Raw genomic sequence first — 13,271 nt, 5'->3', positions numbered from 1 at the left:
GCCGGACACCTCGACAGCACAAGGTTTTGCAAGCGGTGGAACCCAGAACGTCCCTGACACGAATGTCTCCCCGGCGTGCCATCGCCCACGTGAGGTGCCTGTGCGGATGCGTCCCATTCCCGGCAATGCCTCACCATGCGCAGAAGTCAGCGTAGTTGGATCGTTCGGCGATGCGGCGGAGGATCGGGCGTGATGAAATGTTCTTGGCTATCGACCTCAACCGGGCTCGCATCCAGTCGACTGAAACGCGAAATCGTCACGATGGTTGGCGGCTTGGAAGCCGCTGCGTTCAGCAATCAGTCGGTCGTCTTCGGTGCCACCCGAAACTCGATGGCGGGTCAGTCCAAAGATGAAGGAAATCGGCCGTTCCTTTTTCATCCGTTGGAGGACGGGCCGTATACTCTGGCGTTTGGCCCAGTTCTTTGACAGGACGGAGAAGCGCCACAGCACGGACGACATCAGCTGTGACAGATCGCAGCCTGGTGGCGGTTCCTTCCGCTAATTCCAAGCTACGCCCACGGCGTCCTCGAATGGATTGGGTCTGACCGAAGACCGACTTCGCTGCACTCAGTCTCGATCGTCTTCCCGCAACGACGCCACTGCGTTTTCTTCCCCTGTCCGCTGCGCGTCCATTCCTCGCGGTTCAAGAAAGCCTCGCGTCGCCGTCTTCCACTTCGTTTCAGCCCCTTCGGGGTGCGGACCGATCGTCCCCGGTCTCACGACCACCATCGAGGCCGCGATGGGCGCGGTCCGAGAAAAACAGAAGGAACCACCACAATGGCTACGATCGGCACTTTCTCCCGCACCGCCAACGGCTTCTCCGGCTCGGTCAAGACCCTCGACCTCAACGTCAAGACGGTGACGTTCTCTCCGGCCGATGGCGAAAATGAAAAGGGTCCCGACTTCCGAATCTTCGCCGGCGCCACCGAGTTCGGGGCGGCATGGAAGAAGACCTCGCGCGAGGGACGCGACTACCACTCTGTCAAGCTCGACGATCCCAGCTTCCCCGCTCCGATCTATGCGAGCCTGGTAGAGACCGACACCGAGGGCGACTTCTCGCTCATCTGGTCCCGCCGCACCGCAGAGTGATCCGACTCAACACGAAGCCCCGCTGCAAGGCGGGGCTTCGCCATGTTCAGGTCCTACACAGCCCGGCACGTCCGCCAGGGTGCAGAGGTCTAGGCTTTTGCTGGTGCCTTGCGCGTCTTCTTCAGCGGCGACTTGATGGCTGCCGCAGTCGTCGTCGCTGCTGCCGCACGAGCAGGCCGTTTTGGTTTTTCCGACGCGGCAGGCGTGGGCGCAGCCGCCTTGCGCCCGAGCCCTATTGATTTCGCCAGGGCCGAGCGCGTGGCGGCGTAATTCGGCGCCACCATCGGATAGTCGGAGGGCAGGTTCCATTTCTGCCGGTATTCGTCGGGGGTCAGATTAAAATGCTGAAGATGCCGCTTGAGCGATTTGAATTTCTTTCCGTCTTCCAGACAGATGATGAAATCCGGCGTCACCGACTTCTTGATCGATACCGCCGGTTCCTGCTTGATCACCGGCTCTATCGTCGGCGTGCCGATGCCTTTCAAAGCGGCATGGATATCGCCGATCAACTTCGGCAGCTCGGCGACCGGCAGTGGATTGTTCGACACATAGGCGGCGACAATGTCAGCCGCTATGGACACGGTATCCAGTTGACCGTCTTGTTCGAGAGCAGTGGTCATCTAATTTCCTCTTATTGTATCGGACGAATTGAGCGACGTTTGATTTCCCCGTCCCGCCAATGAGGCAAATAGTACGTTTCTCTGTAAAATCCAAATCTCTTGCACAACATTATAAGAGTAAGCTTCGCATTCATCGTTCTGATCGACTGCGGATACCCTTGTAGACTCGATGGGAAGCGAGGAACTTCCCCTCGCTTCCCCGCCAATGCCGCCTGTGCAGAGCAGGGCCGCAGGCTCGCAAAGCGGCCCGACAGCAGCAACAGTGGCCATCAATTTCCATCCGCTCCGCTCGACCGTGCAACCCGGCTTCGCTCGCCGGCATTGGCCCCCATCACTCCCGCGCGCTCACGCGCCCCCGGAAGGCATGCCGGGGGACATGCCTTCGGCATTGACGGAAAAAGGAGTGAGCACAATGAACATGACCACCATTATCAACAGCGAGAGCAACAGGCAGGAACAGGTGGCTTCCAGCGGCTTTCGCGTGGATATCTCGCGCGGCGAGAGGATCGGACGAGTTTCCTCCGAATGGTTTTCGCGTCCCGATGACGAGCGCTATCTGAGCCTTACCGAGCTCTATGATGCCGTGAAGCAGCGCGCGGACCGAGCGACCGCCCGCACCGTTGAGAGCCGCGCCGTGCGCGTGGAAGCTACCCGCGACAATGCAGAGCGGCTTTCGCTTATCGTTCCCGGACAGGAGCAGCCAATCGCGCCGACGCATTGGAGCTTCGGCCAGCTTTGCAGCCTTGTCAGCGCGCCGGCCACCTATATGCGCCAGCTGCCCGCGCCGCTTGCTGGCATCAATTTGCAGCATGGCCTTTTGAGCCATCGGGCGGAGTTGATGAAGACGCTCGAGACGGAAGACGGACGCATTGAGCTTCGCGCCGTCACGGGTCCGGACTATGGCCGCATCTGGGATCACGAGCTTGTCGCCGCCGTCATGAAGATAGCGGGCAACGGAACTGGCGACACTATCTGGAAGGTGCCGGGCGTTCTGGACTGGGCGACGATGACGCACAATCCATTCGTGGACGTGACCAAGGACACCACGACGCTTTACGCCAGCGACCGCGACGTGTTCCTGTTTCTGGTGGACGACACACACCCGATCGAAGCCGGACGGCTTCCGAATGGCGAGCCTGATTTGTATTTCCGAGGGTTCTATTGCTGGAATTCGGAAGTCGGTTCGAAGACCCTGGGCATTGCGAGTTTCTATCTGCGCGCCGTCTGCATGAACCGCAATCTGTGGGGCGTGGAGGGTTTCGAGGAAATCACAATCCGGCACTCAAAATTTGCCGCGCAGCGTTTTGCCCATGAGGCAGCGCCGGCTTTAGCTAGCTTTGCGAACTCAAGCCCGGCGCCGTTCATCGCTGGCATCAAGGCCGCGCGTGAGAAGATCGTAGCCCGCACCGCCGAGGACCGCGAAAGCTTCCTGCGCAAGCGCGGTTTCTCCAAGGGCGAAACGGGCAAGATCATCGAGACTGTGTTGCAGGAAGAAGGTCACCCACCCGAAAGCATCTTCGATTTTGTTCAAGGCATGACAGCGCATGCCCGCGCCAAGCCGCATCAGGATAGCCGGCTGGAGCTTGAAGGAAAGGCGAAGGCACTGTTGGAAAAGGCGGCGTGAACGAACGAAAGGCCGCACGGCGAACGTCTCGCCGCGCGGCCTTTCTGGTCCGCCACATCAACCGGATTGTCTTATCATAAGAATATCTAGCGACCAGATCATCGGGGTCGGCGCGTGCGGTCGCTTTTATGAAACACGGCGGCCGCTCGCCGGGCTCCGCCCGGCTCGCGATGCGACTGCTGTCATGGAGGCACAACAAGACAAATGAGGCCGAATGACTCGCTATTTTGTGACGCGCGATAGAGGGCGCCTTAGAAGGTCCGCGGCCTCAATCCCGAGAACATTTGCCAACTTGTCGACAACGTCGATCGTCGCGCCGTAGACGCTGCGCTCCAACGCGCTGATGTAGGTGCGATCGACTTCCGCGCGGTGAGCCAGCTCTTCTTGCGAAAGCCCAGCCGCCTGCCGATGCCGCCTCAGATTGCGTGCAAACACCTCGCGTATTTCCATGCCCGCGAGTGCAGCGTCTTGTCGAGTATTCAACCACGGAGTATTCTCTACAAAATGACTTCAAAGATGGAAATCGCGTTTGCTCAAACCACTGCTTGATCCCGATGTTGCCGACGTTGCTCCAGACTCCTCGATCTTGACCGGATACGACGAGGAGCGGCTGCTCACCTACATCCGCCTGCTCGACGCGGCGGCCGAAGACGCGGACTGGCGCGAGGTCGCCAGGATCGTCCTGCACATCGATCCTGAGCAGGAACCGGAGAGAGCGTTCAAGTCCTGGGAGACCCATCTTGCCCGCGCGCGGTGGATGACGACGAGTGGTTATCGGTATCTTCTGGCGGGCGGTGCGCCCCATTAGGTGCAGCCTGCCATGCGCCACGCTTTGCTGAATCAGCACAGCGGTTTGCTGACTCTCCAACTACCCAGCACGCGCATCGACGCCGATGCTGATTCCGAAGCTCGCAGCCAAGTGCTGGCATCGGGAGAGGACCTGGCAAATTGCAAGGCGATTGGACCAATCCAGCGGCCTATGTGCACATGCGCGACTACGAAGCGCCCGAGTTCGCTGCCGAATACCTGATCCGGAACGACGCCTTCATCGCCGAGTGCAGTCAGCTTGCGTCGCTGGGCGCAAATACCGGAGACCTGCTCGGACCAACTGACTTCGCCGCACGCTGGGGCGCGCGATTTCACTGTCACCGGTAACGGACTTCCATCTGCCGAGAACATCGTCTGGACGGAACAGGCCTCGCCGCGCGTGCTCCGGGCCACACGGATGCCTGCCTCGATTGGCTCATCGTATCGGAGCGTGTTACCTAGCGAACTCAGCAACGCTAGCGTTTGGGAGCAGGGCGAAGACCTTGAGGCTCTTTGGTCGGCTTCGACCGCAACGCATCGCCTGATTGCCGAGAGTTGCGACGGTTCACTTGGCATCAATGCCATCATTCTCCCGCTCGACGAAGCCTTCGAAACAAGACTGGACGCCGCACGCCAGTTCTGGCGGGCACTAAACGGTCGATCGCCCGGCCCAGTCTATGGCGCGCTGCCCCAGCAGACGAAGATCAGGCATATCCTCAATCTGCGCGCTCACGACGCCCGCCGCGCAGCGGCCTCCTCTCGCATGATCGCGGAGGCGCTGCTGTCACGAGATCCAATCGTGCCACGAGATTGGCGCGACCATCACCTCAGGCACAAGGTACGGGCGATCCTGCAAAGAGCGGATCGCCTGGTCGCCGGCGGCTACCGCGACCTTCTTTTCTATCCACACAGCCGCAGCCCGAAATCCCGGCGCTGAAGCCCCTCTTCGAGGGGTAGCAAAAACACATCCCCCGATGTTTGCCCTCCCTCGCTTTTCCTCAATTCGACCATCGTCCGTTTCGCGCGTCCCGGCAGGCCAGGATGACAGCAAAACCGGATGGAGATCGAGCGATGTCGAAGGGTCCCGCGGACGCGCCCCAAAAATACCTGCGAACCAAGGAGGCTGCACCCATCGTCGGTCTTTGTGCTCGCACGCTGGAAAAGCACCGGACCTATGGGACCGGTCCTAAATACCGCAAGGTCGGTGGGCGCGTGCTCTACGACATCGATGACCTGCACGCCTGGATCGAACTCGGCGCGCGTACCTCCACCAGTGATGCGAACGCGACCTTTGTTCCGCCGGCCAAGCCCCATGCCGCGCGCGCGCCTGCCTATGCCGGCCGGCGCGATCGTGACTCCTGACAGCACGGGTGGCGTCAGTGCAGTACCGCTCCGAAGGCCAGCTTGACCTGTTTCACGCGCGCGCCAGCGTCGTCACGCCGCGCGACGCGCAGGATCTCATGTCGTGGCCGTTCTTCTCGCTCGCCAAATCCCGCCGCGTCACGCCGATTGACTTTCACATGGGAGATGTGTCGATCCGTGTCGAGGCGACCCTCGAACATGGGATGGCGACCATCTGGGACGCCGACATTCTGATCTGGGCGGCCAGCCAGATCGTCGACGCACGAGACAACGGCCTTCGTACGTCGCGTTTGATGGCGGCAACTCCCTATGAGATTCTTGCCTTCATCGGCCGTGGCGATTCCGCCCGCAGCTACGACAGACTGAAGGCTGCACTTGACCGGCTGCAGTCGACCACCGTTGCCACATCGATCCGACAGCCGGCCGAACGGCGGCGGCATCGTTTCTCCTGGATCAACGAGTGGAAGGAGCGAATGGACGCCAGCGGCCGCCCGCTCGGCATCGAGCTCATCCTGCCCGACTGGTTCTATGCCGGCGTTCTCGACGATGCTCTGATCCTCACCATTGATCGTGAGTACTTTGGGCTGACGGGGGGCCTGGAGCGATGGCTCTACCGTCTGGTGCGAAAACATGGGGGCCGCCAAACCTATGGTTGGAGCTTTGATCTCCACCATCTCCATCTGAAGTCAGGCGGTCTGTCGCCCTTCAAGCGCTTCACCTTCGACCTTCGCGAGATCGTCGGTCGCCAACCCCTGCCTGGCTATCGGCTGGCACTCGTCATCGATGCTGACGGTCGATCGCGCCTGACCTTTCAACCCACCCCGCCAGAATCGTACGCGGCGCAACGCGCGTCGCGCGCCAGAACGACCAAGGCTGTGAAATGACTGTGGACAGCCCCGTGCTATCAGGAACCGCAACTCCCGTGCCATCGGGAACCGGGTTCCCGTGCTATCAGGAACCGGATTCGATCCTAAGCCATTGTGGCGATTGCCGAACCGGCTCCTCTAACGTTTCTAACCGAGAATCCTTCGGATTCTTTCTAACGCGAAGCGCGGGTCGGCGAGGCTGTGGGCGACGGCCGAGCCCTGATCTTTCGGCGATGCCGAGAGCGATCGACGTCCACTGCTCTTACCGAAACAAGATCACTTTTTCCGCCCCTCGCTTCGCCATGCTTGCTCGTGGCCTCCTGTCATGGAGGCCGGCATGAGCGATCTCACCTCGGTCGAACTGGTGTGGCTGAAGAAGCGCATCGAGAACCACATCCGCTTCGGCACGGTTGCTTCGAACAGGAACATCGACCGCACTCGTCGTGCCGTCACCTTCACGCCTGGCAGCATCTTCGCTTTCGTCCGGTGGATGGGCAACGACTTCGGCACCGTCGCGTCCCGCATCGACATACTGCGTGCAGTCGCCGCCGGTCGGCGCTGCTCGACCGTCGCCTATGTGCGCCCTGGCGCCGAGATCCTGCTCACAGCGATCGGATGGCGGAACGTCGAAAAGGTGCTGAAGATCATCGACGCCATCGAGGCTATCGGCATCGAACCTGTCGATGTGTCACCGGATTACTGGCGCCATGCCCACTGTAGGTTTGCCGGGCGCGAGGCGCCCAGGCCCTACACGCGCCAGCGCCATGAAGCCTGGCTCCTGCGCCGCAGGATTGAACCATGAGCATGCGCGCAACGATCATCGCAGGAATGCTTTGCGGCGGGGTTCTCGCCGTCGCTCCGGCATGGATCGCCCATCGCCCGAGCTTCATCTGGAACGCATCTGCAAGCGTCCCCATCGGGTTGTATCGTGTCGAGCCGGCCAGCAGGATCGACGTCGCCGACATCGCCGTCGTCATGCTGCCTGAACCGCTCGCGAGCTTCCTGGCTGAGCGTCAATATCTACCGCACGGCGTGCCGCTTCTGAAGCGCGTGTTAGCGCTCCAAGGCACGACTGTCTGCCGGGAGGGCACCGCTACCATCACCCATGACGTGACCGTTGGACTTGCGCGCGAGCGCGATAGTCGCGGCCGATCGTTGCCCGTCTGGCAGGGCTGCCGCGTGATCGCCGACGGCGAAGTCTTTCTCATGAACCGGGATGTCGCCGACAGTTTCGACGGCCGGTATTTCGGGCCGTTGCCGCTCACTTCGATCATCGGTCGCGCTGTTCCTGTGTGGGTGACCCGCCGCACCGCTCCAACGCCGAATATTCTCAAAGATCCCGTTCCCGGCGAGCCGTGAGGCTCGTGCCAATCATCGTCAAACGCTCATGAAAGGAGCACTGCAATGGCCCAGATCGGCACCTTCACCCGCAACAACGACGGCTTCTTCGGCAACGTCTCGACGCTGACGCTCGACGCGAAGCTCGCCATCCTGCCTGCCGAGAAATCGGATGCCGACAACGCGCCGGACCACCGCGTCTTCTGCGAAGGAATGGAGATCGGTGCGGCGTGGGAACGCACTGGCGAGAAGGCCGGCGCCTATCTCTCCGTCGCCATCGACGATCCCTCCTTCATACAAGCGATCCGCGCCAATCTGTTCCAGTCCGATGCCGAGAAAAATGTCTGGGCCTTGCACTGGAGCCGGCCGTCCAAGCGTGCCGAGTGAGGCTGATCGGATGCCTCGACCCCGCGACAGCGAACCGCTCACAGCAAACCCTTTGATCGATCGGGCGCTGGTCAAACCCTTCGACCCGATCGCCTGTCAGGCCGCCGCCGCGCACAGCGAAGGTCAAGGGCGGCCGGACGCTTGCCAATCGCTGCGGACGCTCATCGCCGAGCTGTTTGCGGCAAGCAAGTCCGGCCGGCGAAGCCTTGCCCTTGACGGAAGCGAGCACGGTGGCAGGGTTTTCGCACGTCGGGACGGCGGTGCATGCGCTGCCGTCCACAGAGGCACGGCCATTCTATCCGCATGCGTGATCCTCATCCTCTCAGTATCCGCAATTTGCGCGGAACCACTATCGCGCAATGAGCGGCCGGCGCGTCCGAGCAGCAAGACTTGGTCCGCCGACCCCTGGTCTGTGCATATCCAGGAGGCTGCAAAGCGGTTTGCCCTTTCCGAGCGATTGCTGCGCGCCGTCATGCAGGTCGAGAGCTTTGGCGATGTTCATGCTGTGTCGAGCAAGGGCGCGATGGGCCTGATGCAGATCATGCCGGCGACGTGGGAAGAACTGCGGATCAAGCATCATCTTGGCGACGATCCTTACCAACCGCACGACAACATTCTTGCCGGCGCCGCTTACCTCCGCGAGATGCTCGACCGCTTCGGCCGGAACGGCTTCCTTGCTGCCTACAATGCCGGTCCCAGGCGCTACCAGGAACATCTTGCGACGGGCCGGCCGCTGCCGCGAGAGACAGTCGACTACGTCCGAAAACTCGTGCCGCTGATCAACGGTGCGGTTCCCATTCCAACTCGCGCACGACATGGAGCGGGCAGAGCGAGCGCACTCGAAGCGTCGATTTTCGCGCACGTCGTGAACACACGGAATAGCTCGGTTCCGCAGGGTGAGCGCGAGACTGATGTTCCCGTAGAGACCGTCTTCACGGCGACCCGTTCACCCAGCGTGCGAGCACCCGTGGACAAAGCGGTCACCGATCTTACGGCCCTTGTACCGCAACCGGACGGCTCGCGCAGTGAAGGCGTATCAGTCCGAACCCCGCTGTTCGTAATCCGTTTGTGCAGACCTCCGCCGCGACTCCACAATGATCTCAGCATTCCTGGTCAATCGCATTCCGACCTGTTCCGTCGCGGAAATTGCGGCGGGAGGGTTGGCCGTGAGAGAGGGCGAAGAGGGATGGCAGGATAAAGGGCCGCGATGTGCGGCTCGGTCGGGGTGTTGGATCTCAAGGGTTTGCGCACCGGTTCTGCGATGTGCGCGAGAAATCCGCGATGTGCGCGATCAGCAATTTCTCAAAGTTTTCAACAGAAGCCGCACCTCGCGGGAAGAATGCTCATGAGCACGGATAACGAATTCCGCGTCCGGCCTGGCCGCATTCGTTCCCGGGCCAGTCAGCGTGCACGCCCCTTCATCTCCCAGGCACTGGCCGCTGCACAAAGGGCAGGGGGACATATCTCGCGCAAGGGAAACGTCATCTCCTCGCGCGCCTCGACGTTCGGTCGTGGCAGGTCGGCGAGCATCCGCGCCAATCGGCTCATTAACGGCCGCTCACGCGGCGCCGTCGTAAAGGCACGCGTTGTCCGGCAGTTCAGGGGATCGACGCCGCTGGCCGCCCATCTCAAATATCTTGGTCGCGAGGGTGTGGCCCGCGATGGCGAAAAAGCAAAAATGTTCGGGCCGGACGAGGACGGGGCTGATCATGATGCCTTCTCAGAACGCTGCAAGGATGATCGGCACCATTTCCGTTTCATCGTCTCTCCTGATGATGCCCAAGAGTTGGGTGACCTCAAGAGTTTTGCTCGCGGCCTCATGGTCGATATGGAGCGCGACCTCGGCACCAACCTCGACTGGATCGGGATCGATCACTGGAACACCGAACACCCTCACGTCCACATTCTGGTGCGCGGCGTGGCCGATGATGGCGAGAACCTCGTCATCTCACGCGACTACATCCGCCAGGGCATGCGCGACCGAGCAAGCGACATTCTCACCCAGACGCTGGGGCCTCGGACCGACAATGACATCCGCCGAACAGTCGAACGGCAGATCGACACCGAGCGGTGGACACAGCTCGATCGCCAGCTTGTTCGCGATGCCGATCGCCTTGGTATCATCGATCTCGCGCCGCTCCGCAGCCACGAGCCCGACGAGTTCCTCACGCTTAAGATCGGGCGGCTGCGCAAGTTGGAAGGGCTTGGCCTCGCCAGCGAGATCCGTCCTGGCCAGTGGACCATTGCGGAGGAGGCTGAGACGACGTTGCATGCGCTCGGCGAGCGTGGCGACATCATCAAGCGCATGCATCGCAGCCTATCCGGCCGTGGCGCCGAGAGACGCGCGGCCGACTATGTCCTTGCAACTGAGCAGACAGCCAATCCTGTCATCGGTCGGCTGTTGGAGCGGGGGCTCGACAACGAGCTGCGGGGCTCGGCATATGCAGTCGTCGATGGTGTCGACGGACGCGTCCATCACATCCGGTTTCAAGATCTCGACGCAACCGGAGATTCCGCGCCGGGCTCGATCGTTGAACTGCGCCGCTACGAGGATGCAAAGGGCCGCGGTCGTGTCGCGCTCGCCATCCGTTCAGACTTCTCCATCGAGGAGCAGATCAGTGCCGGCGGCGCGACTTGGCTCGACCGTCAGCTTGTCGCGAGCAAACCCGCCGAAATCGGGGAGGGCGGCTTCGGCCAGGAAGTGAAACAGGCGCTTCAGGTTCGCACCGATCATCTTGTCAAGGAGGGCCTCGCACGACACGAAGGTCAGCGCGTCATCTTCGCTCATAACCTGATCGACACGCTACGCGATCGCGAGGTGAACGCACTTAGCGCTCGGCTCGCGGCCGAGACCGGACTGCCGTTCGCGAAAGCTTCTGAAGGCGACGAAGTAGCTGGCATCTATCGACAGAGGTTTTCGCTCGTCTCCGGCCGCTTCGCGATGATTGATGACGGGCTCGGCTTCGGGCTTGTGCCTTGGTCGCCGTCTGTCGAGCGGCAGCTGGGAAAGCATGTTTCCGGCCTCATCGGTGCAGGGGGCGGAGTGGATTGGACCTTTGGAAAGAAGCGAGCACTTGGATTGTGAATCCAGACGATATCGTGCATCCGTGTCCTGCAGCGGAACTCCAGATCTGGTCAAACGGCATGCCGGTCGAAGTGATGATCGCCGCGCCCAAAAGCAGCCGCTCATTTAGTGCACCAAAGAATGGCTGCTGCGCCCGCGGGTGAGTTCGATCGAGTTCGCTAGGGTAAAGCGGAGGTCGCGTCCTGACGCAAGCGGTGCCGGCGAGACGGAACGCGCTTTGTGCGCGCGGCTGTCGCCGTCTTCCATTCCGCCTCGGAATAACAGCTAGTCGCACAGCGTCGCTACAGCCTATCTCGCTGAAGGCTCACTGTTCTTACAGGCAAAACGCCTCTGCGGACGCCGGGAGCGGATGATCAGTTGAGCGATGGAGACCATAGTGAACACAAATGTCCAAATCACCCCGCGAGCGGCGGGGGCTCTGGCTTTCAGCCCTGACGGAGTCCTCTTCTTGGGCGACAACAAGCTCGGAGCCGTCTTCGCCTTCAAGACGGAACGGGGCCAGGCCCCAGCCTCGCTGGATCCCTTCCTCTTCGAGTCGATTGACGAGAAGATCGCCGAGGCGCTGGGCGTGACGGTGAAGAGCTTGGTGATGAACGGGATGGCCATCCATCCCGTCACGCGGGAGCCATACCTGTCTGTCGGAGTGCGCAACGGCGATCGCCTGGAGCCCGCGGTCGTGAGCGTCTCGCTTTCCGGTGAGGTCCGCCCCTTCGATCTCTCATCGTCGAAGAGGACAGTACACAGGCTGACCGACGTTCCCGACGAGGACAAGACCTTTAAGTCGCGGGCCGGTTCTTTCCCCTATCCGCCGGCCGCGGTCTTCGACGAGAAGGCGCGCACGCCGCTCCGATCCATGACGATCGTGGATCTGAAGTTTCACAATGGCGATGTGTTCGTCGCCGGCGTCTCGAACCAGGAGTTCTCCTCCACGCTGCGGCGTATCCCCTATCCGTTCACTGGCGCCGCCAGCGAGACCCAAGTGGAAATCTACCACCTCGCTCACGGCCACTACGAGACGCGGGCGCCGATCCGGACCATGCAGTTCGCCACCATCAATGGCGAGGACACGCTCGTCGCCGCCTACGCATGCAGTCCGCTCGTCACCATTCCGGTCTCAGACTTGAAGCACGGCGCAAAGGTGAGAGGCAAGACGATCGGCGACATGGGCAACGGCCAGCCCATCAGCATGGTCGCCTTCCGGGATGGGGACGAGGACAAGCTGTTCATCACCAATCTCAGTCGCGGCCCCATGATCGTTCCGCTCTCGGGTATCCGCTCCGCTGAAGGCTACACGCCCGAGAACCGGCCGACCCAAGACAAGATGCTGGACCAACACCCTACCATGCCGGCCGGGCCGGTCGGCAAGCAGGTGCTGTTCGTCGGGTCGTCGTTGCGGGCCGACCTGTTCAGCGACCGCTTCTTCGTCTCCCTGACCCGCTACGCAGATACCGGCGATCTGACGCTCGAGACCCTGATGACCAGCCCGCTTCCCGGACGGTTAGACAAGATCTGGGTGGAGTTCGATTTCCCGGGCGCCCAGTTCCCACCGAAGCCGTCGGCGTGAACGGCGGGCGTGACTTTTGAAGGCGCCAGAGATGCGGATCCAAACTTCGCCAGACATGCCGATGCGCATCTCTCCTCAAGCCAAGGTCCTTCCCGCCAACATGCTGCGTTTCTATATACATTTTCCGAGGCCAGGAGAGGCGCACTTCGATCGTGACCAACTCTGGCTCCTGAACGACGAGGAGCAGGTTGTGCCTGACCCCTTCCTCGTCCTCTCACAGGAGCTCTGGTCCATTGATGGGTGCCGCCTGACGGTGCTGATGGAGCCAGGAAGGATCAAGCGCGGTCTTGGCGTAGATCCGTCTCACGAGCCGGCGCTTGTCGTCGGGCGCACGTACAGCCTTGTCGTCACGGCCCTCGGGCAAACGGTGCGTCACACCTTCCGTGTAAGCGGTCCCGTCCTGGAGGCGATCGACGAGGCGGCCTGGCGGATCGTCTCCCCAAATGTGGGGAGCCTCGATCCCGTCGCCGTACACTTCGGACGCGTTATGGACGCTGCCCTTTGCGAGGATGAGATCAGAGTCTTGACG

General features: G+C 61.6%; 16 protein-coding genes. 14 read left to right on the top strand and 2 right to left on the bottom strand.

Translation table 11 applies throughout. The features are described from left to right. Window positions 1–777 precede the first annotated feature (777 nt). Window positions 778–1,089 (top strand): DUF736 domain-containing protein, encoded by a 312-nt coding sequence (locus EN884_RS07165; RefSeq protein ID WP_063170742.1) that lies wholly within the window; start codon window positions 778–780, stop codon window positions 1,087–1,089. An 89-nt stretch (window positions 1,090–1,178) separates the two neighbouring features. On the opposite strand, the gene EN884_RS07160 is transcribed toward EN884_RS07165, so the two are convergent. Continuing rightward, window positions 1,179–1,709 (bottom strand): MucR family transcriptional regulator, encoded by a 531-nt coding sequence (locus EN884_RS07160; protein WP_063170741.1) that lies wholly within the window; start codon window positions 1,707–1,709, stop codon window positions 1,179–1,181. A gap of 418 nt (window positions 1,710–2,127) precedes the next feature. Here EN884_RS07160 and EN884_RS07155 point away from each other — a divergent pair, with 418 nt between their 5' ends. Continuing rightward, a complete protein-coding gene (locus EN884_RS07155; protein ID WP_127224555.1) occupies window positions 2,128–3,333 on the top strand; it encodes a DUF932 domain-containing protein in 1,206 nt (401 codons plus the stop codon). A gap of 222 nt (window positions 3,334–3,555) precedes the next feature. Here the strand turns inward: EN884_RS07155 and EN884_RS07150 are convergent, their stop codons facing one another. After that, complete coding sequence (locus tag EN884_RS07150) at window positions 3,556–3,783, bottom strand: helix-turn-helix transcriptional regulator (RefSeq protein WP_063170739.1); 228 nt, start codon at window positions 3,781–3,783, stop codon at window positions 3,556–3,558. Window positions 3,784–3,862: 79 nt separating this feature from the next. Here EN884_RS07150 and EN884_RS07145 point away from each other — a divergent pair, with 79 nt between their 5' ends. The 12 genes from EN884_RS07145 to EN884_RS07095 all read left to right on the top strand — a co-directional run. Next, complete coding sequence (locus EN884_RS07145; RefSeq protein ID WP_063170738.1) at window positions 3,863–4,141, top strand: DUF2285 domain-containing protein; 279 nt, start codon at window positions 3,863–3,865, stop codon at window positions 4,139–4,141. A 140-nt stretch (window positions 4,142–4,281) separates the two neighbouring features. Then, the gene (locus tag EN884_RS38565; RefSeq protein WP_063170737.1) at window positions 4,282–4,488 is read left to right on the top strand and encodes a DUF6499 domain-containing protein; all 207 of its coding nucleotides are present in this window, start codon (window positions 4,282–4,284) and stop codon (window positions 4,486–4,488) included. Window positions 4,489–4,558: 70 nt separating this feature from the next. Continuing rightward, window positions 4,559–5,077: a DUF2285 domain-containing protein gene (locus EN884_RS07140; RefSeq protein WP_063170736.1), complete on the top strand. Its 519-nt coding sequence runs from the start codon at window positions 4,559–4,561 to the stop codon at window positions 5,075–5,077. 134 nt (window positions 5,078–5,211) lie between these two features. Next, entirely contained in the window at window positions 5,212–5,502 is a 291-nt protein-coding gene (locus tag EN884_RS07135; RefSeq protein WP_063170735.1) for a helix-turn-helix domain-containing protein, read from the top strand. A 47-nt stretch (window positions 5,503–5,549) separates the two neighbouring features. After that, window positions 5,550–6,386 carry a replication initiator protein A gene (locus tag EN884_RS07130; protein WP_245478700.1) on the top strand — a complete coding sequence of 279 codons (837 nt, stop codon included), beginning with the start codon at window positions 5,550–5,552 and terminating at the stop codon, window positions 6,384–6,386. A gap of 319 nt (window positions 6,387–6,705) precedes the next feature. Beyond that, on the top strand, window positions 6,706–7,170 hold the full coding sequence (locus tag EN884_RS07125) for a DUF2840 domain-containing protein (RefSeq protein WP_063170733.1): 465 nt from the start codon (window positions 6,706–6,708) through the stop codon (window positions 7,168–7,170). Continuing rightward, window positions 7,167–7,727, top strand: coding sequence for a S26 family signal peptidase (locus EN884_RS07120; RefSeq protein ID WP_063170732.1), 561 nt, complete (start codon window positions 7,167–7,169; stop codon window positions 7,725–7,727). Before EN884_RS07125 ends, EN884_RS07120 begins: the two co-directional genes overlap by 4 nt. 45 nt (window positions 7,728–7,772) lie before the next feature. Then, complete coding sequence (locus EN884_RS07115) at window positions 7,773–8,093, top strand: DUF736 domain-containing protein (RefSeq protein WP_063170731.1); 321 nt, start codon at window positions 7,773–7,775, stop codon at window positions 8,091–8,093. A gap of 52 nt (window positions 8,094–8,145) precedes the next feature. Further along, window positions 8,146–9,291 (top strand): lytic transglycosylase domain-containing protein, encoded by a 1,146-nt coding sequence (locus EN884_RS07110; RefSeq protein WP_063170730.1) that lies wholly within the window; start codon window positions 8,146–8,148, stop codon window positions 9,289–9,291. A 147-nt stretch (window positions 9,292–9,438) separates the two neighbouring features. Beyond that, window positions 9,439–11,178 (top strand): VirD2 family relaxase/mobilization nuclease, encoded by a 1,740-nt coding sequence (locus tag EN884_RS07105; RefSeq protein ID WP_063170729.1) that lies wholly within the window; start codon window positions 9,439–9,441, stop codon window positions 11,176–11,178. A 448-nt stretch (window positions 11,179–11,626) separates the two neighbouring features. After that, window positions 11,627–12,742: a hypothetical protein gene (locus EN884_RS07100; RefSeq protein ID WP_063170728.1), complete on the top strand. Its 1,116-nt coding sequence runs from the start codon at window positions 11,627–11,629 to the stop codon at window positions 12,740–12,742. A 31-nt stretch (window positions 12,743–12,773) separates the two neighbouring features. Next, on the top strand, window positions 12,774–13,271 hold a 498-nt coding region (locus EN884_RS07095; protein WP_206617564.1), incomplete at its 3' end, for a hypothetical protein.

The sequence above is a fragment of the Mesorhizobium sp. M7A.F.Ca.AU.001.01.1.1 genome (assembly GCF_004022735.1).
GTDB lineage: Bacteria > Pseudomonadota > Alphaproteobacteria > Rhizobiales > Rhizobiaceae > Mesorhizobium > Mesorhizobium ciceri.
Note: the sequence above shows the minus strand (reverse complement) of the source record. Positions and strands in the feature narration are given on the sequence as shown.

Bases quoted from the DNA above. Each gene is read 5' to 3' on its own strand.
- EN884_RS07125 (WP_063170733.1), top strand. From the start codon at position 6,706: ATGAGCGATCTCACCTCGGTCGAACTGGTGTGGCTGAAGAAGCGCATC.
- EN884_RS07150 (WP_063170739.1), bottom strand. From the start codon at position 3,783: ATGGAAATACGCGAGGTGTTTGCACGCAATCTGAGGCGGCATCGGCAG.
- EN884_RS07115 (WP_063170731.1), top strand. From the start codon at position 7,773: ATGGCCCAGATCGGCACCTTCACCCGCAACAACGACGGCTTCTTCGGC.
- EN884_RS07140 (WP_063170736.1), top strand. From the start codon at position 4,559: ATGCCTGCCTCGATTGGCTCATCGTATCGGAGCGTGTTACCTAGCGAA.
- EN884_RS07160 (WP_063170741.1), bottom strand. From the start codon at position 1,709: ATGACCACTGCTCTCGAACAAGACGGTCAACTGGATACCGTGTCCATA.
- EN884_RS07120 (WP_063170732.1), top strand. From the start codon at position 7,167: ATGAGCATGCGCGCAACGATCATCGCAGGAATGCTTTGCGGCGGGGTT.
- EN884_RS07105 (WP_063170729.1), top strand. From the start codon at position 9,439: ATGAGCACGGATAACGAATTCCGCGTCCGGCCTGGCCGCATTCGTTCC.
- EN884_RS07155 (WP_127224555.1), top strand. From the start codon at position 2,128: ATGACCACCATTATCAACAGCGAGAGCAACAGGCAGGAACAGGTGGCT.
- EN884_RS07165 (WP_063170742.1), top strand. From the start codon at position 778: ATGGCTACGATCGGCACTTTCTCCCGCACCGCCAACGGCTTCTCCGGC.
- EN884_RS07135 (WP_063170735.1), top strand. From the start codon at position 5,212: ATGTCGAAGGGTCCCGCGGACGCGCCCCAAAAATACCTGCGAACCAAG.